Source organism: Enterococcus sp. DIV0876 (assembly GCF_050529585.1).
Classification (GTDB): Bacteria; Bacillota; Bacilli; order Lactobacillales; family Enterococcaceae; genus Enterococcus_D.
Genome location: NZ_CP172882.1, coordinates 1,605,728 through 1,626,457, shown reverse-complemented (window position 1 = coordinate 1,626,457; position 20,730 = coordinate 1,605,728). Strand labels below are relative to the sequence as shown.

Below are 20,730 nucleotides of genomic sequence, written 5' to 3'. Positions count from 1 at the left end.
AGGGGTGGTCAGAGAAAGAGATGATCAGTAAAGATAAAACACTGCAAGCTGTCGAAACGATGTTCGAGATGTTCCCCGATGCCCATGGAGAATTGGTATCAAGAAATGCTTTTGAAATGTTGATTGCAGTGATTCTAAGTGCGCAAGCTACTGATGTTTCGGTCAATAAAGTCACACCAGCTTTGTTTGCTGCTTATCCGACACCCCAAGCGCTAAGCGCAGCACCGGTCGAAGAAATCATGGAAAAAATCAAATCAATTGGCCTATATCGCAATAAAGCAAAAAATATCAAAGCTTGCGCAAGTGAGCTCTTGCTGCGCTTTGATGGACAGGTGCCTCAGACTAGAGAAGCACTTGTTTCTTTACCTGGTGTTGGCCGTAAAACAGCAAATGTTGTCATGGGGGATGCTTTTGGGATACCTGCAATCGCCGTTGATACGCATGTCGAGCGGGTTTCTAAAAGATTGCGCATTTGTCGATTAGATGCCAATGTGATTGAAGTGGAACAGACACTGATGAAGAAGATTCCTGAAAACTTATGGGTCAAAACCCACCATTCGATGATTTTCTTTGGTCGTTACCATTGCACGGCGCGGGCACCCAAATGTGAGATTTGTCCATTATTGCCCATGTGTCAAGATGGCAAAATAAGAATGAAAGCAAAAACCAGCAAATCGTGATCGATTTGCTGGTTTTTCTTACTCTGTTGAGCTATCACTGGGCACTGTAGATGTTGGTGATGTCCCAGTACCGTTGTCGTCAGTAGAATCAGGTGTTTCTTCACTGCTGCTCGGTGTTGTTTCAGGTGTCGTATCGACAGATTCCTCTGTACTGCTGCTTGAAGAAGGTATCGATTCTTCAGATGAACTAGATTCTGTTGATTCAGTGCTCTCAGAAGACGGTTCCGAAGATTCTGAAGAAGAACTGCTGCTGTAGCTACTTGTCGAAGAGTAACTAGGTTGTGTATACGTGCCTGCCAAGTATAACTCGTTACCGATTCTAGTGAGACCATCAGGCATTGTCCAGTCAGTGTTCTCAACTGAAGATGAAACAAAGCGCATGAGTTCACGGTAGACATCAGAAGCAACGTGGGTACTGCTGTCTGTGATTGGTGTCATTTTATCATTGTAGCCTGTCCATACAGCCAATGAATACGATGGTGTATAACCAGCAAACGTAATGTCAGGATATGCCCCATTCGATGTATCTAGTTGGGCCAGCTGATCATCCGTATAGTTCGAAGTTCCAGTTTTACCGGCTTGGTATAAGCCATCGATTTGTGCATTGGTTCCGGTTCCTTGAGAGATCACATCTTTTAGAATATCCGTCACCATGTAGGCAGTGGTATCGTCCATGGCTTTTTCGCCAGAAACTTCAAAGGAGGCTGCATCTTCTGTCCCGTCTTGATAGACGATTTTATTGACGTATTGTGGTTCATAATACGTTCCGCCGTTCGCAAAAGCGGCATACGCAGCAGACAATTTCAAACTCGAAATACCATATTTTGTTCCATCGATTTTATCGGTATTGCTGGAAATGGCATTCGATTGAGTGATTGCATTGTATTCGATGCCCAATCCTTTTAGAAATTCACTGATGTTGTCAGCGCCGACTTCTTCAAATAGTTTAGCGGCGGGGACGTTTCGAGATTGTGTCAATGCAGTACGCAAGGAAATATTGCCCATATACTGACGATCCCAGTTGTAAATTGGAATATCTGTACCAACATAATTGTATGGGGCATCAAGGATCGTACGGCCGGTAGAGTTTTCTAAATATTGGAAAGCCGGACCATAATCCGTAATTGGTTTGACTGTAGAACCGAAATCTCGGGTGACATTGACTGCCAAGTTATTTCCTAAGACTGCGTCGTTGTTGCGGGCACCGATTTGGGCAGTGACTTTCCCAGTTTTGACATCGATCAATGTGGCAGCAACTTGCATTTTTTCATCTGGAAAGTCGATGTAATCATCAGAATTGACGATATCATAGAGACGCTTTTGTGCGTCGACATCGATATTGGTATAAATATCTAAACCATCAGTATAGACATCTTTCCCCGTTTTTTCTTTGACTTCGGCAATCACTTCATTGAAATAATTGTCAAAGTACTTCCATTGTTGATTGTCATCGCTGATGTCCTGCAACCCTTCTTGAATATCTTCGGCAACAGCACGATCATATTCGTCTTGGGTGATTTTCTCATTGTCCAGCATTGCCCTTAAGACGACATCTCGCCGTTTTTTGGCGTTTTCCTTATTGGCATAAGGGTCAAAAGCAGAAGGGGCGTTTGGTAATCCAGCAATCAATGCAGTTTGGGCCAAATCGAGTTCATCTAATGATTTCCCATAAAACTTAGTCGCAGCAGTCTGCATACCATATAAACCATTTGACATATAGACTTTATTGATATAATAGGTCAAAATTTCTTGTTTCGATTTCGTCTGTTCCAATCGCACAGCCATCCATGCTTCTTGGGCTTTCCGACGCAAGGTTTGATCTTCGGCATTCGTAGAAAAGAAAGACAGTTTGATCAATTGCTGGGTCAAAGTACTTCCCCCTTGCATGCCGCCGGTGGTTGCATTGGATAGCGCGGACCCGACGATTCGAATTGGATCGACACCAATGTGTTGATAGAACCGGCGATCTTCTACAGAAACAATGGCATCTTCTAATTGTTGTGGAATTTCGCTAGCGGTGATTTTTTCTCGCGTCTCACTGCCAAATTCGGTGATCAAATCGCCGTTGGCCGCGTAAAACCGAGAAGAAACGGTGGAATCTAGTTTTGCGATATCTAGTTCTGGCGCATCTTTGGCATACCACCAAAACAAGCCCATACTGGATAAAATAGCCACGCAACCAAGGAAAAATAAACCCATAAAAACTTTAAGTAATACACTGCCGACACCAGATTTTCGTTTGGTTTTTGTTTTGGGGGATTTATTGGTGCTAGACCCTTTTTTTGAATCATGTCGAGAGGTTCTCGAACGGGATTCATTTGCCATATCAATCATTCTCCTTTATTGTTAAAAATGAATCAACTGCTTCAAGATAGGGGATCCGTGGTGCAATTTTGGGGTTGATCTCGATCCCAGTGCTTTCGATATAGGCTAGCGGCAATGATTTTTTGCCGGCGCTATCTTGCAAATACCATTTTTCGATCAACGAGCGACTATCTAAAAAAAAGCAGCGTTGTAAACTGGAAAACCACAGCAAGACAAAACAGAGTCCATTTTGATCAAGGCAGTTTTCCATATGCTTGATTTGGTGCAGATGGAAATTTTTAAAGGGAAATGACGTTTTGTTTTGTGTCTCTTTCGCTTCAAAATCAATATAATATCCACGATACACCCCATTGTAATCCGTCGTGGACGCTTCACGAAAGTACGCTTCTTTGATGACTGCAGCACTTCGTCTGGGATAATCTACCTTGACGATCTGGATTGGCGTCGGTTTCTTATGAATGACGGCAATCTGTCGATTCAAGTAATAGAGATTGCTTTCGTTGATCGCTTCTTCAAAACGCATGCCTCGATTGGCAAAGGTTTTAGGACGCAATTCTTTTTCTTGCATTATTTGTTTTTTCCCGCCATCATAAATACCAGACTGACCATTAGGGTAACGAATGACCATGTTATTCACACTCCTAGGCAACATTATACCAAAAATAAAGTTGGAAAGAAAAGAGATGACTGTATAAACAATGAAAACCTTATACTTTACTGGCTATCGAAGTTATGAACTTGGTGTTTTTCAAGCCAATGATCCTAAAGTCAAAGTCATTAAGAAAGTCATAAAAGAGGCACTCATACGTTACATTGAAGAAGGATTGGCATGGATTTTGATCAGCGGCAATCTAGGATCTGAGCTTTGGTGCGGAGAGTTGATGGCTGGACTGAAGGCTGAATATCCTGAAATCAAATTTGGCATCATCTTTCCCTTTGAAGGTTTTGGCGAAAATTGGAATGAAGCCAATCAAGAAACACTGCGCACAGCAAAAGCTTTTGCCGATTATGTGGATGCAACTAGTCACAAACCTTACCAAGATCCCAGTCAATTGCGCAATCATACCGCATTTTTGCTGCAGCATACCGATGGTGCGCTACTGTTATATGATGAAGAGTTCCCAGGAAAAACCAGTTACTTTTTGAAGGATGCACAAGCATTTAGCGCGCAACATCCGTATGTGATCGATCAAATTACGATGGATGATTTACAAAACGCAACATTTGATGGTAATTTACTTTGATTTTCTGGTTTTTTTTGATAGAATGGTTAAGAAAGTGAAAACCATTTGGAATAAACAATTGAGGTGTAAATAATGGCAAATTTAATTTATAGTCCGAAAGATATTCTGCAACAAGAATTTAAAACCAAAATGCGCGGTTATGATCCAGTTGAAGTGGATGAATTTTTAGATAATATCATTAAAGATTACGAAAACTACAACAAAGAGATTTTGGCATTGCAAGAAGAAAATGATCGTTTAAACGCAAAAATCGAGCAATTATCTAAGAATCAAGCAATTGCCTCTCGTGTGCAACAAGAAGCACCTAAGAGTCAAACTGTTACAAACTTTGATATTTTGAAACGATTGTCAAATCTTGAAAAAGAAGTCTTTGGCAAAAAATTAGATCGTGAACCAGAACCAGCAACACGCGCAACGTCATCATACAACAGCAATTATACCAATGCTGATCTTGAAGATGACAATGAAAAGACCCGTCAATTTTAGAAGAAAATGATGGTTGTGGTTTTCGGGTAATTGCGGCATAACTCGATTATGCTGAGGAAAGTCCATGCTCGCACAAGCTGAGATGCTTGTAGTGTTCGTGCCTAGCGAAACCATAAGCTAGGGTACTTGAGAAAGTAACGGCAGGAAAAATGGCTAAGGTGCAAGCTACGCCAAAGTATCCTTGAAAGTGCCACAGTGACGAAGCAAGCCGGGAAACCGTCTTGGTGGAACGCGGTAAACCCCTCGAGCGAGCAACCCAAACAAAGGTAGGGGCGCTTTTTGCACGGAAATGAACGGAAGCAAGAAGGCAAGGAATTGCAGATAGATAATTACCCAATATTTTCTTCTCCCTGAGGAAGATATGGACAAAACATGGCTTATAGAAAACCACAACATATCAGGGAATCCTTCCAGCAACGGAAGGTTTTTTTATATCAAGAAGGAGCTATTTATGACTGAAAAAACATTTAATTGTATTGCAACGGCTGCCAGCGGTTTAGAAGCATTGGTCGGCAAAGAATTACGAGATCTAGGCATCCCTTGCGAGGTAGAAAACGGGCGCGCACGATTTAAAGGAACTTTGGAAACAATTGCGACTGCAAACCTCTGGCTGCGCACAGCAGACCGTATCAAAATCGTCGTGGGTGAGTTTGATGTGTTGACCTTTGATCAACTATTTGAATCTGTCAAAGCGCTGCCATGGGAGGATTTTTTGCCTTTAGATGCAGAATTTCCAGTTGCTGGTAAATCGATCAAATCAAAGTTATTTAGTGTGCCTGATTGTCAAGCGATCACCAAAAAAGCAATCGTCAATCGTTTGCGTGATGTGTATCATCGACCGGCAAGTGTACCGTTAACAGAAACAGGCGCTTTCTTTCAACTTGAAGTTGCCTTATTGAAAGATCATGCGATGATCACACTGGATACAACAGGACCAAGTTTGTTCAAACGAGGCTATCGTTTGGAAAAAGGCGGTGCGCCGTTAAAAGAAAACATGGCAGCTGCATTGGTGATGCTGACCAATTGGCATAAAGATAAACCTTTTGTCGATCCAGTTTGCGGATCGGGTACTTTGTGTATTGAAGCTGCTTTGATCGGACACAATATTGCACCAGGCTTTAATCGTGAATTTGTCTGTGAAACATGGGACTGGTTCCCAGCCTCTGTTTTTGAAGATGTCCGCAAGAAAGCAGATGAAGCCGCAGATTATGATGTGGTACTAGATATTACTGGGTCGGATATCAATGGTCGAATGATCGATATTGCGCAACGCAATGCCGAAGAAATCGGTCTTGGGGATTCGATCGTCTTCAAACAACAAGCTGTCAAAGACTTCAAAACGGAGAAGGAATATGGTGTGATCGTGGCCAATCCGCCTTATGGCGAACGATTGGGCGAGGAAGAATCTGTTCAACGTTTATACAAAGAAATGGGACAGGCATTCCGACCATTAAAGACTTGGAGCAAGTATATTTTGACCAGTGATTTGACTTTTGAAAGCCATTATGGTGAAAAAGCAACCAAAAAGCGCAAACTATATAACGGAGCGATCCGGACTGATCTATTCCAATATTGGGGTCAACGTCCGCCGCGTAAGAAGGAGCCAGTCGAATGAAAGAACAAGCATTTCTAAAAGAATTAAAAGAAATCGATCTATTGCGTCAAGCTATGGGTATTTTAGAATGGGATAATCAAACAGGAATGCCAGAAGCTGCAAGTGAATACCGCAGTGAAGTGGATAGCTACCTATATGGCTTGTACTTTGAGAAAAAAATCGGCGCGCCGATCAAAGAAGCCATTGCATACTTTGGTACACATCCTGATGAATTATCAGAAGTTGGACAAGCGGCATATCAATTAGTGAAAGAAGAATACGAGCTGCAAAAGGATGTCCCGCAAGAATTGGCGATCGCTGCTTCTGCTGCAACATCTAGAGCCCATACCGCTTGGCTCAAAGCACGGAAAGAAAAAGACTTTGGTCTATTCAAAGAGGCGTTGTCAGAAAACATTCGTTTGACCAAGGAAATGATTCCGTATATGAAAAAGAATGAACTGACAGACTACGATGTCTTATTGAATCAATATGAACCCAATATGACTGTTGAGATCCTTGACAATGTCTTCTCACAAGTGAGAGATGGCATCATGGATATTCGGCGCCAACTTGCTGAAAAAGGGACGGCACCAGCAACAACAATCCTTTCTCGCAAAATGACAGAAAAACAACAACGGACCTTTATTTCAAAAGTCATTACAGACTTGGGTTATGATTTTTCTCGTGGACGTTTGGATAACACAGTGCATCCGTTTGCCACCGGCATCAACCATAATGATGTTCGCTTGACGACACGCTGGAATGAACATGATTTTTCTATGGGCATATTCGGCGTCATTCATGAAGCAGGCCATGGCATGTATGAACAAAATATTGCAGAAAAATATCAAGGAACCCCGGTACATGAAGGGGCTTCAATGGGGATCCATGAATCACAATCTTTATTCAACGAAATTATTATCGGCAGCAATCGTGCATTTTGGCAAAAACAATTTCCGTTCTTCCAAGCATGCGCTGAAGGCACGTTCGACGATGTCACTTTTGATGAATTTTATGATTCGTTGAAATATTCTGAAGCAAGTTTGGTACGGATCGAGGCCGACAGCTTGACCTACGTGTTGCATATCATCATACGTTATGAAATCGAAAAAATGATTTTTAATGATCAAGTGGCTATCGATGATCTGCCACAGATTTGGAACGATAAATATGAAGAATATTTAGGCATTCGTCCTGAAAATGATCTAGAAGGCATTTTACAAGACGTGCATTGGTCAGGAGCTAGCTTCGGTTATTTCCCATCATATGCATTAGGCTATATGTATGCAGCCCAATTATTGAATGCCATGCAAAAAGAGGTGGCGATCGATGAAGTCTTAGCATCTGATGATTATTCACCGATCCGTCTTTGGTTGACTGAACACATCCACCAATTTGGTGCGTCAAAGAAACCCAATGAATTGATTCTTGATGCCACTGGCGAATTATTGAATCCACAATATCTATTAGATTATTTACGTAAGATTTACTTTGCTGTGTATAAAATCAATGAATAGCTGATTGCAACAGACAAAAAAGGGGCCTGATCTGTGATGGAAGTAGTGGTGTCAAAGCCAACATCACTTTCTTACAGAAGGGTTCTTTTTTATGGTGAAAAAAATAGTAAGGAGTCAATTATGACAGATATACCCCCAAAAAATAATGTGGACCTTGCACCGGTGATCAATTATGCCAAAAAAATCCTTTCAAAAGATTTGACCGGTCATGGGTTTGATCATGCCAAGCGCGTCGCGGCTTTAAGCCAAGCCATTGTTGATGAAGATCATTTGATCGTCGATGATTTTGTCGTACAAGCCGCAGCTTATCTGCATGATACAGTGGATGATAAAGTCGTCTCAGATTTGGAACAAGCCCAGATCGAGGTCACAAATTGCTTACAAACAGCTGGTGCGAGTCAGTCACAGATCACATCGATTTTCATGATTATTCATCATTTATCTTTCTCAAAAGAACTCTTGCAAGGTGCAAAAATGACATCCTTGGAAGGAATCGTTGTTCGGGATGCGGACCGTTTAGATGCATTAGGCGCAATCGGCATCATGCGGACCAGCTACTTTGGCGGAAGTCATCAACATCCGCTTCATCTGCCGGATCTCCCACCCAAAAATTTTACTGACCACGCGGATTATCGGAAGGGGACAACAGTGATCAATCATTTTTATGAAAAGTTGTTTTTGCTTCCAGAAAAAATGCAGACGACGTATGGCAAACGCGAAGCCTTGAGACGAAAGACTTTCATGGAAGAATTTCTCAAAGAATTCTATGCTGAATGGGACTGTTAAGTTTATTTAGGGATTTTTAATCTATAACTCGATTATTTCCTTTTTTGCCGATCCTTCCCTATAATAGATATAAAGGAGGGATGGAAATGTATTATCAACAAGCACTGCAACCCAATGAATTATTACCTGCTCTTTCTGATTCTGGAGAATGTTTATTTGTCATTCGAGCAGAATTGCCTTTGCGAAATTATGAAGTTGCGGTCTATCGCTATGATAATCAGTACTTCTTGCTCCAAGATGAAGCGCTCTTTGCGCAAATTGATCAAATTGCCAATGAAAAACTTGGTGATGAAGAAGAAATTTTGCCTTACATTGAAGATGCGTTAGAAGATAATCACTATATTTTAGTGGAGAAAGCTTTTATCCGCTTAGATTTATCCACATTACAAAAAATGAAGGATTTGGAATACATTGATATATTGTTTTATGAATTTATCGATTCATGGGGTGATGAAGAATGAAGCGTACAGAATATATAACGTTGAATGACCCAAAATTTGCTGCATTGTTTCAGTCATTAGGTGAGGACATATCCAATCTGGAATTGATCGATGAAGAAAACAACATAGATGTTGTTGTATTGGCAAATAGTGATTGGCAATATCTTTTGGCACAGGTCGATGAAGAAGTAAAAGCGTCTTTTATGGAGCAAGAGGAGACATCATTTGATGGGGATTCTGAGGATGTTTAATCATCATTAAACTGTTTTACTAAAAACAACTAACCAAAGCCCAGATCGTGTAGCAATGAGCTGACAGTACCTGTGGCTGGTTAGTTGTTGTTTTGTGCATCGTGAGTGAAGAATAATTCACTGATTAGTTATTTGCTTTTCAAACGAACGGTTCTGACTTTTAGATATCCTTGATATAGATGAACGATAACCAAAATCACACCAATCACCAATGGAATCAAAAGCAAGTACGGTGAATAATGATACATGTCTTGCACATGTGCGAGGGATGTTTTGGACACTTCGTTCCAAGCAAGTTGGATGACTTGAAGACTGAATCCAGTCATAAAACCTGCAATAATAAACAAACCAAACCCGAGATAAGGAATTTGGGCAGAACGTTGGAATAAAGCAAATGCAATATATAAAACCAGCAATAAACTGGGCACGCCGAATGAGAAGTAAGGATTTAACATAAGCTATTCGACCTCCTTTTCTTTATCATACGCCAAAATAGTTGTTTTGTGAAATCGCGTGTCTAATTTTTTTACAAAGGAGTTTGTTATGTCAGCTTACATTGGCCCCATCAAAATCGCTCTATTGCTCTTTCCGTTTCTAGCGTTGGGCATATCAACGATATTTTTTGTCAGACAATACCGGAAATATGGCCGTTTTATATGGTCAAGAGCCATTATTTTGTATTCTTTCGTATTTTATTTATTATGTGCCTACTTTCTCGTCATTTTGCCGCTACCATCTGTTGAGGAAGTTGCAAAGATGACTGGTCCTAGGATGGAGCTGCAGTTGGGTGCTTCTTGGATCCATTTTTTGCAGCAGACCGTTTTGGATATCCATGACCCTAGTACCTATTTGCCAGCTCTCAAACAAAGTGTGGTCTTAGAACCTTTATTCAATTTATTGCTGACAGTACCCTTTGGCATTTATCTGCGCTATTATTTCAAGTATTCCTTTAAGAAAACCCTCTTGCTGACGTTTTGTTTAACGTTATTTTTTGAGGTCACACAGTTAACAGGACTATATTTCATCTATCCGCGTTCTTATCGTCTTTTTGATGTCAACGATTTGTTCGTCAATACTTTAGGCGGTGTCCTAGGATGGACGATTGCGCCGATTTTCACCTTCTTATTGCCGACAAGAGACGAAATAGATGCCGAATCCTATGCACGGGATACCCGCGTGACCGTAACACGCCGTTTCTTTGCTTGGCTGATAGATTGGTTAATCTTGGACGTCATGAGCACAGTGTTAGTACTGGTTTTGACCTTGGTCACGCAAAGGCAAATACGCGATTTCACAAGTGATTATTGGTATTTTGCGTTAGAAGTGTTGTTCTATTTCATGTTGATTCCTTATCTGACAAAAGGACAAACGATCGGCAAAAAAATGGTTCGAATCAAGTTAATGCAAGAAGGACGTCAAAGAATCAGTTTGTCTGCTTTGTTTGTGCGTTACGGCTTGTTTTATTTGATTTATGCAAGTATCAGTCGGATCAATGTCTTCTTTGCACCGTATATCCAATCAGATTCTGCTTTGTTGATTCTTGTCAGTGTATTGATGGTTTTGATTTTTGGATTGATCCAATTCGGTTTTTATCTCAATCTGATTTGGGCAGCAGTCAAAAAAGAACCACGGTTCTTTTATGAAAAAAGAAGCAAAACTTACACGATAAGTACCGTCAAACCAAAAGAAGGTTAGGAAAACCCTTGGAATTATGCTATAATTCTAAAGATGTTAAAAGAAAGAAGGTGTTTGAATGTCTTTTGAGTCATTTAAATTTCAACCATTTATTTACGAAACACTTGCGGAAAAACAATTCGCGACACCGACAGAAGTGCAAGCAAAATTAATCCCGGTTATTCAAAAAGGCCGCAGCGTTGTCGGGCAATCACAGACAGGGAGCGGCAAGACCCATACCTTTTTACTTCCTTTGATGGATCGAATCGATGCCAATAAAGATGAAGTTCAAGTAGTGATCACGGCACCAAGTCGTGAATTAGCAGTTCAAATCTATCAAGCAGCCAAACAAATCGGCGGCTTCCATGATCCTGAAATCAGAGTCTCGAACTTTGTAGGGGGAACTGATAAAAAACGTCAATTGGCACGTTTAGAACATCAACAACCACATGTGGTGATTGGTACCCCTGGACGGATTCTTGATATGATCAATGAACAAGCTTTAGCTGTGCATACGGCACAAGCCTTTGTCGTTGATGAAGCAGATATGACTTTGGATATGGGCTTTTTGACGGAAGTCGATCAAATCGCCAGTCGTTTGCCAGCAAAATTGCAAATGCTGGTTTTCTCGGCAACGATTCCTGAGAAATTACGGCCATTTTTGAAGAAATATATGCAAAATCCATTGATTGAAGAAATCAAAGCCAAAGCGGTCATTTCTGATTCAATCGAAAATTGGTTGATCTCTACTAAAGGAAAAAACAAAAACAAATTGATCCATCAAATTTTGACCACGGGACATCCTTATTTGGCGATTGTTTTTGCGAATACCAAAAGTCGCGTCGATGATATTGCGGATTATTTGAAGGGCCAAGGTTTAAAAGTGGCCAAGATTCACGGTGATATCAGTCCTCGAGAGCGCAAACGCATCATGCGTCAAGTACATGACTTGGAATTTCAATATGTAGTGGCGACTGATTTGGCTGCTCGCGGCATCGATATCGAAGGGGTTTCTCATGTCATCAATGCAGAGATTCCTGCCGATTTAGATTTCTTTATTCATCGCGTAGGTAGAACAGGTCGTAATCATTTGGCAGGTACAGCGATCACATTATATGATCCGGCTGATGAACAAGCGATCCAAGCAATCGAAGATTTGGGTGTGACTTTCCAACCGAAAGAAATCAAAAACGATGAAATCGTTGATACTTACGATCGCAATCGCAGAACCAAACGAGAAAAATCTCGTGATGAATTGGATCCAACGTTGATTGGTTTGGTGAAAAAGAAGAAGAAAAACATCAAACCAGCTTATAAGAAAAAAATCCAATGGGCTGTGGACAAGAAGAACAAAGAAAAACGCAAGATCGAACGACGCCAGACCACTCGGACAGCTCGGAAGAATAAAAAAAATTCAAATAGTTGATCAGATAGAATCAGCCCTTGGAAAAATATTTTTTCCAAGGGCTATTTGAGTGTTTTTGTCATTTTCACACAAGGAAGACCATCTTCAAGGTATGGCGTAGAACAGATGTGATAGCCGCAAGCTAAGTAAAAAGCGCTGGCACTGATTTCAGCCGATAATATTGCTTCCTCCGCACCTTCTCGCAAGCCCCTTTCTTCTAGAAGGAACAATAAATGCTGCCCATAACCTTGGTGACGATAGTCAGAAGCGACACACAGTCGATCCGGTTGCAAAATCTTTGGTCTTTCAAACTGATAGCGCACGGTGGCGATCGGCTGGTCGTTTACCATCCATAAGTAGTAAGGGCAAGTCTGGTCCAAGTGATCGAATTCTAATGCGGCAGGGATCTTTTGTTCTTCCACAAATACGGCTTGCCGCAAAGCGTAGACCTGTGATTTCAACCATAGACTACGTCCAAAATAAAGCATATATTTTTTCCCTCCAGATTCATGGTATACTCTTGTTGTAGTTATTGTAGCAGATGAGAGGGGATATGACGTGGATTTTTTTGAAGCATTGCATTGGAACAACTGGAAGAATTTGCCTCTGGAGGTCAAAAATCAGCTGATCCAACAAATCTTGATGTACTTTGTCAGTCCATTGAAGGAAATTACGGATTTACATTATGTAGAATACGCCTATGCTGGAATCAAATGCGACACATTTTGCATGACGATCGAGGATGAAGTCTTTGTTTTCGTACCGGGGAATTCTGACGCTATCTTAGGGTGGGATCTTGGTGTTCAAGGGCTGACTTTATCCAGCTGGGGTCAATCTTGGCAAGCCTCAAATGAGCGCGTGACACATTTGGCACAAATCTATGGTTTCCAAAACGAACAAGATTGGACTGATTATGTCAATGAATCGACGAGTCCCTTGCGCAAAGTTGCGATTACACCAATGCTGGTCCAATGTCATGCATTGCCTGTAGGCGGGACCTTCGTTGGTGTTCTCGACAATGTTACTGCAGAATTTCATGGCAATGTAGAAGCTTATAATCTATTTGCAGATGATTTAAAAACAACATTTAAGATGCCTACATCATTCGAAGAAAGTTTGGCCTATGAATTGCCGCAAACAAGGTTAGAAGAAGATCGTTATTTTGCTGAACTTCATCCTTTGACAGGCAATTATATGCTGTTCGTTCATCAAAAAATGTCGCAAAAGTCGCTGCAAGACAAACTTGCCAAAGAAGGATTCTGCTTGCTATCAGAAGACCAGTGGGAATATGTGTGTGGGGCGGGCACCAGACGACTTTTTCGCTGGGGGAATGAGAAAACCTGTGTTGATGGTATGACGCTACCTGTCTCTGAGTTGTTAGAGCCCAATATGTTTGGGTGCACATATGGTTTAGCCAGTGGGTGGGAATTGACGGATGGTTTATCATTGAAAATGGACCAATGGACTGTTTGCGGCCATTCTTTATTGGATGCTCTGCCATATGCCAGTTATTATCGCGCACGACAAATCTTGCAGCCAGAGAAAATACTTTCGCCACGAGATTACCGCTATCGTAAAGCGATTTTGATTGAAAAAGACCGTATCTAAGGATTGACTTTTCCCATATCTTTCCTTATACTTTGAATGACGAAGGATATCGTTGGTTTGGTGTTGCATCACAGAAAGTTTTTCGCTGCTGAGAGAAAAACATGTACCCAGCTGAATGGCTCCCTTTGGTGATCGATTTTCAACAGCAATGTTGACGCGTACTCAGTGTTAGCGAGTCTAAGAGGTAATGATTTGCATCATTGCAAGCAAGGTGGTACCGCGTATTCACGTCCTTGTTTTTGCAATGGTGTTTTTTTGTCTTTTTTCACAACCGCGTGACGATCGAAAGGACTTCATGATACGCACACCACGACCTGAACGAACTTAGCAGAAAGTAGGAGAATATAATGAAACAATTATCCAGTGCAGAAGTACGAAAACTGTTTTTAGATTTTTTTCAATCTAAAGGCCATTCAATCGAACCAAGTGCGTCATTGGTACCAGTCAATGACCCAACCTTATTATGGATCAATTCCGGTGTTGCTACGCTGAAAAAATACTTTGATGGCACAGTTGTACCAGAAAATCCGCGAATCACCAATGCTCAGAAATCGATTCGTACCAATGACATCGAAAATGTCGGCAAAACAGCCCGTCACCATACGATGTTTGAAATGTTAGGCAACTTTTCGATCGGCGATTATTTCAAAAAAGAAGCAATCCACTGGGCATGGGAATTTTTGACTGGACCAGAGTGGATGGCCTTTGATCCGGAAAAACTATATGTGACTGTTTACCCGAAAGACACCGAAGCAAAACGTATCTGGGCGGAAGAAATTGGATTGACCCCAGATCACATTGTTGAGATCGAGGATAATTTCTGGGATATCGGTGCAGGGCCTTGTGGACCGGATTCAGAGATTTTTTATGACCGTGGAGAAGCGTTCAACGATGTAGCTGAAAATGATCCAGAAAATTACCCTGGCGGCGAAAATGAACGCTATTTAGAAATCTGGAACTTGGTCTTTTCAGAATTCAATCATCAACCAGACGGCTCTTATGAACCACTGCCCCATAAAAATATCGATACAGGGATGGGGCTTGAACGGATGGTGTCAATCGTTCAAAATGCACCAACAAATTTCGAAACTGACTTATTTATGCCAATCATTGAAGCTGTTGCACAATTAAGTGGTCGTGTTGCCTATGGGGATAGCAAAACAACTGATATTTCTTTCAAAGTGATCGCGGATCACATTCGTGCACTTTCTTTTGCCATTGGCGATGGTGCATTGCCTTCAAATGAAGGCCGCGGCTATGTGTTGCGTCGTTTGCTGCGTCGTGCGGTCATGCATGGGAAAAAACTAGGGATCGATGCTGCCTTCTTATACAAATTGGTACCGATCGTTGGTCATATCATGGAAAGTTATTACCCAGAAGTATTGGCACAACAAGGCTTTATTGAAAAGGTTGTTCGTAGTGAAGAGGAACGTTTCCATGAAACGATCAACGAAGGATTAGCGATTTTGAATGATGTGATCGCAACTGTCAAAGCGAGCGGTCAAGATACTTTGCAAGGGGCAGATATCTTCAAATTGTATGATACTTATGGCTTCCCAGTAGAGTTGACGGAAGAAGTTGCTGAAGATGAAGGGTTGAAAGTTGACCATCAAGGATTCGAAGCTGAAATGGAAGCACAACGGACACGGGCCCGTGCAGCTCGTCAAACGGAGTTATCTATGGGTGTGCAATCAGCCTTGCTTACTGATATCAAAGTCGACAGTCGTTTTGTCGGTTATGACATGCAAGAAGTCAAAAGCACGTTGCTGATTTTGATCCAAGGAGAAGCATTGCAAGAAGCTGCTAGTGAAGGCGAAGCGAAATTGATCTTTGCTGAAACACCTTTCTATGCAGAAATGGGTGGACAAGTAGCAGATACCGGAACGATCGTTGATGAAGCAGGCCAAATCGTTGCCGAAGTGACAGACGTCAAGAAAGCGCCAAATGGTCAATTCTTGCACACAGTAACGATCCTAGCACCAATCACAGTCGACCATATGTATTTCTTGCAAGTGGACCAACACCGTCGCAACAAAATCATCAAAAACCATACGGCGACCCATTTGCTGCATAAAGCGTTGAAAGAAGTGTTGGGCAGCCATGCCAATCAAGCTGGATCATTGGTAGCACCAGGTCATTTACGCTTTGACTTCAGTCATTTTGGCCAAGTAACTGCGGAAGAATTGAGTGAAATGGAACAAATCGTCAACCAAAAAATTTGGGAAGCATTGCCAGTTGTGACGATCGAAACAGACATCGATACCGCCAAAGGGATGGGTGCGATGGCGTTGTTTGGCGAGAAATATGGCCATGAAGTCCGTGTGGTCAATGTTGCTGATTGGTCTATTGAGTTATGTGGGGGGACTCATGTGACGAATACTGAGGATATCGGTATTTTCAAAATCGTTTCTGAGTCTGGTATCGGCGCAGGCGTCCGACGAATCGAAGCGGTAACTAGTGAAGAAGCATATCGCTTATTGCAAGAAGAAGAAGCACAACTTAAAGCTGTTGCATCAATCGTGAAATCAGCGCAAATCAAAGAAGTCGTTGCAAAGACTGAACAATTGCAACTGCAGTTGCGAGAGTTGCAAAAAGAAAATGAAGCGTTGGCCAGCAAATTGGCGAATCAACAAGCCGAAGATGTTTTCAAAAAAATCGAAGATGTCAATGGTATCCGTTTGATCACAGCAAAAGTCAATGTCAAAGATATGAACCAATTGCGTCAGTTAGCGGATCAATGGAAACAAAAAGACTATTCAGATGTCCTAGTCTTAGCGACAGCCAATGATGGCAAAGTCAATTTATTGGCAGCTATCAATGATGCTGCGAATGCCAAAGGACTTAAAGCTGGCGACTTGATCAAAACGATTGCACCAATCGTTGGCGGTGGCGGTGGTGGCCGTCCAGATATGGCACAAGCAGGCGGGAAGAATCCTGAAGGTATTGCCGCTGCGTTGACAAAGGCCAAAGATTGGTTGTCTGAAAAATAAATTTGCTGTTATGTTAGATGCACTTTCAGCAGTTTTTTAGAAGATAGCAGAATGATTTATTTCATTCTGTTATCTTTTTAAATGTCATTTGACTTTTTGCGGAATGGTTCAGTTTTTAAAAAGCTTTTTTCAAAATGGCGATACGAATAGTTGTTTAAATGTTTTCATTCGGGGTAAAATAAGAAAGATGATGTCCAAGCGGGAGGGAAGGCCTTATGGGTGATTTTTTTAAAAAACGTTACCAAAAAAATGGTCAATATGACCGTACGGCAATAGGATTGACCGCAGGTTGGCTAGGTTTAGGCTCCAATCTGATATTGTTTATTGGTAAGTTCTTGATTGGCTTGTCTGCAGGATCCGTATCGATCATGGCTGATGCCATCAACAGTCTGACCGATTCGGCTTCTTCATTGCTGACATTGATCGGCTTTCGGATTGCCGGTAAGCCGGCAGATAGTGAACATCCTTATGGACATGCGCGTTTTGAAGCAATCAGTGGTTTTGTGGTATCTTTGTTGATAACCTTTGTTGGCGGACAGTTCTTGCTTTCCTCTATCAATAAAATCATGACACCAGAAAATATCCGACTTTCACCAGCATTGTTTATTGTTTTGAGTTTATCTATAGGGATCAAAATATGGCAAGGTATGATGTATCGTTCGCTTTCGAAAAAAATCGATTCTGCTACCTTAAAAGCCAGCGGTCAAGATAGTATCAATGATGTCGTTACGACAGCGGCGGTCTTGCTGTCAGCTTTTGTCGAGTGGTTGACAGCATTGAGAATCGATGGCTATGTTGGTTTGCTGATTGCCCTTTATATCCTATATAATGGGATTCAGATGATCCGCACCTTTATCAATGAGTTGTTGGGGAGTCGTCCGACAGAAGCAGAGCTGGCAGAAATGGAAGAACGGTTAGCGAGCTATCAAACGATACTAGGTTTTCATGATTTGCTCGTGCATAATTATGGACCAGCCAATCGATTTGCCAGTGTACATATCGAAGTGGATGATACCTGGACGTTGAATCAAGCCCATCAAGTGATTGATCAGATCGAACATGATTTTTTTAAGCAGCTGCAAGTAGAATTGGTCTGTCATTTGGATCCGGTGCCGATCCATGATCCCCAATATCGTCAATTAAGAAAAGCAACCAAATTATTCGTACGGATGATTGATCCGCAATTGAGAATGCACGATTTTCGCATATCGGGGCAGAACATTTACCTTGATTTGGTCATACCTAGTGGAGCTGGTTATCAAGATGAGGAAATACGACAAATGCTGCAGACAAAAATGACAGAGGAGTTAGGAGACTATGTGGTGCAGATCACCTTTGACCATAGTTATCTATTGTAGGAGGAAAATATGATTAAAATGGATATGAGTATGGTTTCGACGGTGTTATTGGTCTTGCTGTTCATCAATACAGTAGCAGCCTTTATCACCGTGTTTCGCAAACCACGCTCAATAGCGAGTGTGTTTGCTTGGATGATGACTTTGGTCTTCATTCCAGGGGTAGGGTTTATTTTGTATTTGTTTTGTGGACGCGGCATCGATGGAGAAATTATTTATAAATTTAGTGAGCACCACCAAAGCCGTATCAATGAGATCAACCAAATCATCAAGGTACATAATTATTCTTTTCCCGATCATCCGTATTCGGATGACAACCATCTATTGGAACGCTATTTCAAAAATTTGGATGAGTCTCCTTTGACAAAAGGCAACAAAGTTGATTTTTATACGGATGGCAAAGAAAAATTTGCAGCATTGTTTGAAGATATGAAACAAGCCAAAGACAATCTGCATGTAGAATATTACTCTTTTTTTAATGATGAGATCGGTGGACAATTTTTGTCGATCTTGGTTGATAAGGCCAAAGAGGGGATCGAGGTTCGCTTGGTGTATGATCCATGGGGTTCGCCTAAAGCCAATCGTAAGTTTTTCCAACCGCTGATTGATGCCGGTGGGAAAGTCGTGCCCTTTATTACATCCAAAAACTTGATTCGCAATACCCGCTTGAACTATCATTTGCATCGCAAAATCGTTGTGATCGATGGTCAAATCGGCTGGACGGGTGGTTTTAATGTTGGCGACCAGTATTTAGGGAAAAAAGCCAAGTTTGGCTATTGGCGTGATACACATGCCCGAATCGTCGGGACGGCTAGTTTTACTTTACAAGAGATTTTCATTCGCGACTGGAATGCATCCGTTCAAAAAGAAGAAGATCAATTAGAATATGAAGACAATTATTTTGTTTTGCCATCAAAAGAGCAGTCTGGCAATGTCGATATGCAAATCGTGGCGGATGGGCCAGAATCAGAAACGCAAGTACTTAAAGGCGGATTTGTCAAAATGATCTTAGCCGCTAAGGAATCAATCTGGATCCAAACACCCTATTTGATACCAGATGACAGTATGATGAACGCACTTGAGATCGCGATTCATTCAGGCGTCGATGTACGGATCATGATTCCTTGCATGCCTGATCATCCATTCATTTATCGCGCTACCCAGCATTATGCCAATTACTTACATCGTCGAGGGGCAAAAATCTACATCTATGACAATGGCTTCTTACATGCCAAAACTGTGATGATGGATGATACGATTTGTTCTTTTGGTACGACCAATCAGGATATTCGCAGTTATGCGTTAAACTTTGAAGTCAATGCTTTTACTTACGATCATGATGTCACCAAAAAATTGAAAGACTTTTTTGAAGCAGATATGCTGCAATCGACATTATTGACAGATGAAATTTTGGCAAAACAATCTTATTGGTTACGGTTCAAACAAAACTTTTCTCGTTTGCTTTCACCGATCCTTTAATCGAAGTGCTTTTGCTAGTCCTTGCCGCGCCAAATGGTCGGCACCTTTGTTCTGATTTTCAGGGATCCACTGAATGATTGCCAAAGAAAATTGATCCAATAAGGTACGGATCGCTGTTAAATAATCTTGAAAAGCAGGATTGTTGGTATAGTCTTTATCGATGGTTTGGGCAACGATTTTACTGTCGGTGAAGAACATACACGTTTGTTGATGAAGATTTCTTTCAAGCAATAAGGTCAACGCCTTTTGCATCACTGCAAATTCTGCTTGGTGATTGCTGAGATTTTCTAATGGGAAAGATAGTTGTTCATAGAGCTGATCGCCCACAAGTACGATTCCACCCCCGCTAGGGCCTGGGTTGCCTTTGGTGGAAGCATCGAGATAGATTTTTAACATATTTTCACCCTTTTTGTTATGATTATCTTATAGTATACAAGAAATAAATGGTGTGAGGAAATTTTATGAAGCGTAAATTTTTTTGGCAGCCAGAAGCTGCAACAGCCATTATCTATTGGTCATTGACAATGATCGTCTTATTTTATAGTTTGATTTTGGCTCTAGAACATACTCATCCTTATTGGAAAAGCAATCTGGTATTGGCGGTTTTCTTCCTATTTGTTTATTTGGGCCTTCGGCGTACAGTGTCACTGGAGGATACCCAATTGACGATTTGCTATGCACGATTTTGGAAAAAAAGAATCATCTTGTTTTCAGATATCGATCATATCTGCATTGAAGGACGCTTGCTTAAAATTTCAACTGGTGATGGTCATTGGACTGCTGCTTTTCGCAAGAATGATGGGGTAGCATTGGCAGCGCTCCTTTCCCAAAAGACCGCATCACAAATCATTTCCTGCGGGTCAGAAAAACAACCACCAATCGATTGATAAAAATCC

The 20,730-nt window shown here is 41.4% G+C and carries 20 protein-coding genes and 1 other RNA gene; 16 read left to right on the top strand and 5 right to left on the bottom strand.

The genetic code is table 11. The features are described 5' to 3' along the window. Positions 1 to 20: 20 nt before the first annotated feature. On the top strand, positions 21 to 680 hold the full coding sequence (gene nth / locus IGI41_RS07525) for an endonuclease III (protein WP_430609140.1): 660 nt from the start codon (positions 21 to 23) through the stop codon (positions 678 to 680). An 18-nt stretch (positions 681 to 698) separates the two neighbouring features. Here nth and IGI41_RS07520 read toward each other — a convergent pair whose 3' ends face one another. Next, entirely contained in the window at positions 699 to 3,005 is a 2,307-nt protein-coding gene (locus IGI41_RS07520) for a PBP1A family penicillin-binding protein (protein WP_430609139.1), read from the bottom strand. 1 nt (position 3,006) lies between these two features. Beyond that, complete coding sequence (gene recU / locus IGI41_RS07515) at positions 3,007 to 3,633, bottom strand: Holliday junction resolvase RecU (protein WP_430609138.1); 627 nt, start codon at positions 3,631 to 3,633, stop codon at positions 3,007 to 3,009. A gap of 70 nt (positions 3,634 to 3,703) precedes the next feature. Here recU and IGI41_RS07510 point away from each other — a divergent pair, with 70 nt between their 5' ends. From IGI41_RS07510 to IGI41_RS07475, 8 genes are all read left to right on the top strand, one after another. After that, positions 3,704 to 4,249 (top strand): DUF1273 domain-containing protein, encoded by a 546-nt coding sequence (locus IGI41_RS07510; protein WP_430609137.1) that lies wholly within the window; start codon positions 3,704 to 3,706, stop codon positions 4,247 to 4,249. 72 nt (positions 4,250 to 4,321) lie between these two features. After that, entirely contained in the window at positions 4,322 to 4,735 is a 414-nt protein-coding gene (gpsB, locus tag IGI41_RS07505; RefSeq protein WP_430609136.1) for a cell division regulator GpsB, read from the top strand. An 18-nt stretch (positions 4,736 to 4,753) separates the two neighbouring features. Further along, positions 4,754 to 5,120, top strand: an RNA gene (gene rnpB / locus IGI41_RS07500) — RNase P RNA component class B. A gap of 66 nt (positions 5,121 to 5,186) precedes the next feature. Beyond that, on the top strand, positions 5,187 to 6,350 hold the full coding sequence (locus tag IGI41_RS07495) for a THUMP domain-containing class I SAM-dependent RNA methyltransferase (protein WP_430609135.1): 1,164 nt from the start codon (positions 5,187 to 5,189) through the stop codon (positions 6,348 to 6,350). Next, positions 6,347 to 7,846 (top strand): carboxypeptidase M32, encoded by a 1,500-nt coding sequence (locus IGI41_RS07490; RefSeq protein WP_430609134.1) that lies wholly within the window; start codon positions 6,347 to 6,349, stop codon positions 7,844 to 7,846. Before IGI41_RS07495 ends, IGI41_RS07490 begins: the two co-directional genes overlap by 4 nt. A 120-nt stretch (positions 7,847 to 7,966) precedes the next feature. Then, positions 7,967 to 8,632 (top strand): HD domain-containing protein, encoded by a 666-nt coding sequence (locus IGI41_RS07485; protein ID WP_430609132.1) that lies wholly within the window; start codon positions 7,967 to 7,969, stop codon positions 8,630 to 8,632. 80 nt (positions 8,633 to 8,712) lie between these two features. Further along, positions 8,713 to 9,093, top strand: coding sequence for a hypothetical protein (locus IGI41_RS07480; RefSeq protein ID WP_430609131.1), 381 nt, complete (start codon positions 8,713 to 8,715; stop codon positions 9,091 to 9,093). After that, a complete protein-coding gene (locus tag IGI41_RS07475) occupies positions 9,090 to 9,323 on the top strand; it encodes a hypothetical protein (protein WP_430609130.1) in 234 nt (77 codons plus the stop codon). Before IGI41_RS07480 ends, IGI41_RS07475 begins: the two co-directional genes overlap by 4 nt. Before the next feature lie 128 nt (positions 9,324 to 9,451). On the opposite strand, the gene IGI41_RS07470 is transcribed toward IGI41_RS07475, so the two are convergent. Continuing rightward, positions 9,452 to 9,778 (bottom strand): hypothetical protein, encoded by a 327-nt coding sequence (locus tag IGI41_RS07470; RefSeq protein WP_430609129.1) that lies wholly within the window; start codon positions 9,776 to 9,778, stop codon positions 9,452 to 9,454. 88 nt (positions 9,779 to 9,866) lie between these two features. Between IGI41_RS07470 and IGI41_RS07465 the strand changes: the two genes are divergently transcribed. Next, positions 9,867 to 11,018 (top strand): VanZ family protein, encoded by a 1,152-nt coding sequence (locus tag IGI41_RS07465; protein ID WP_430609128.1) that lies wholly within the window; start codon positions 9,867 to 9,869, stop codon positions 11,016 to 11,018. A gap of 58 nt (positions 11,019 to 11,076) precedes the next feature. Beyond that, positions 11,077 to 12,423, top strand: a complete 1,347-nt coding sequence (locus IGI41_RS07460) for a DEAD/DEAH box helicase (RefSeq protein WP_430609127.1) — start codon at positions 11,077 to 11,079, stop codon at positions 12,421 to 12,423. A 41-nt stretch (positions 12,424 to 12,464) separates the two neighbouring features. Here IGI41_RS07460 and IGI41_RS07455 read toward each other — a convergent pair whose 3' ends face one another. After that, on the bottom strand, positions 12,465 to 12,890 hold the full coding sequence (locus IGI41_RS07455) for a GNAT family N-acetyltransferase (protein WP_430609126.1): 426 nt from the start codon (positions 12,888 to 12,890) through the stop codon (positions 12,465 to 12,467). A 70-nt stretch (positions 12,891 to 12,960) separates the two neighbouring features. On the opposite strand from IGI41_RS07455, the gene IGI41_RS07450 reads away from it, so the two are divergent. The 4 genes from IGI41_RS07450 to cls all read left to right on the top strand — a co-directional run bounded on the left by IGI41_RS07450 (position 12,961) and on the right by cls (position 19,834). Further along, positions 12,961 to 14,010, top strand: coding sequence for a DUF7278 family profilin-like fold-containing protein (locus IGI41_RS07450; protein WP_430609124.1), 1,050 nt, complete (start codon positions 12,961 to 12,963; stop codon positions 14,008 to 14,010). A gap of 347 nt (positions 14,011 to 14,357) precedes the next feature. Further along, the gene (gene alaS / locus IGI41_RS07445; protein ID WP_430609123.1) at positions 14,358 to 17,000 is read left to right on the top strand and encodes an alanine--tRNA ligase; all 2,643 of its coding nucleotides are present in this window, start codon (positions 14,358 to 14,360) and stop codon (positions 16,998 to 17,000) included. A gap of 215 nt (positions 17,001 to 17,215) precedes the next feature. Next, the gene (locus IGI41_RS07440; RefSeq protein WP_430609122.1) at positions 17,216 to 18,358 is read left to right on the top strand and encodes a cation diffusion facilitator family transporter; all 1,143 of its coding nucleotides are present in this window, start codon (positions 17,216 to 17,218) and stop codon (positions 18,356 to 18,358) included. 9 nt (positions 18,359 to 18,367) lie between these two features. Further along, on the top strand, positions 18,368 to 19,834 hold the full coding sequence (gene cls, locus IGI41_RS07435) for a cardiolipin synthase (RefSeq protein WP_430609121.1): 1,467 nt from the start codon (positions 18,368 to 18,370) through the stop codon (positions 19,832 to 19,834). Here the strand turns inward: cls and IGI41_RS07430 are convergent. Next, positions 19,820 to 20,230 (bottom strand): ribonuclease HI family protein, encoded by a 411-nt coding sequence (locus IGI41_RS07430; protein ID WP_430609119.1) that lies wholly within the window; start codon positions 20,228 to 20,230, stop codon positions 19,820 to 19,822. The two genes, cls and IGI41_RS07430, sit on opposite strands and share 15 nt — an antisense overlap. Before the next feature lie 65 nt (positions 20,231 to 20,295). Between IGI41_RS07430 and IGI41_RS07425 the strand changes: the two genes are divergently transcribed. After that, entirely contained in the window at positions 20,296 to 20,721 is a 426-nt protein-coding gene (locus IGI41_RS07425) for an EbsA family protein (protein WP_430609118.1), read from the top strand. The last annotated feature ends 9 nt before the right edge of the window (positions 20,722 to 20,730 follow it).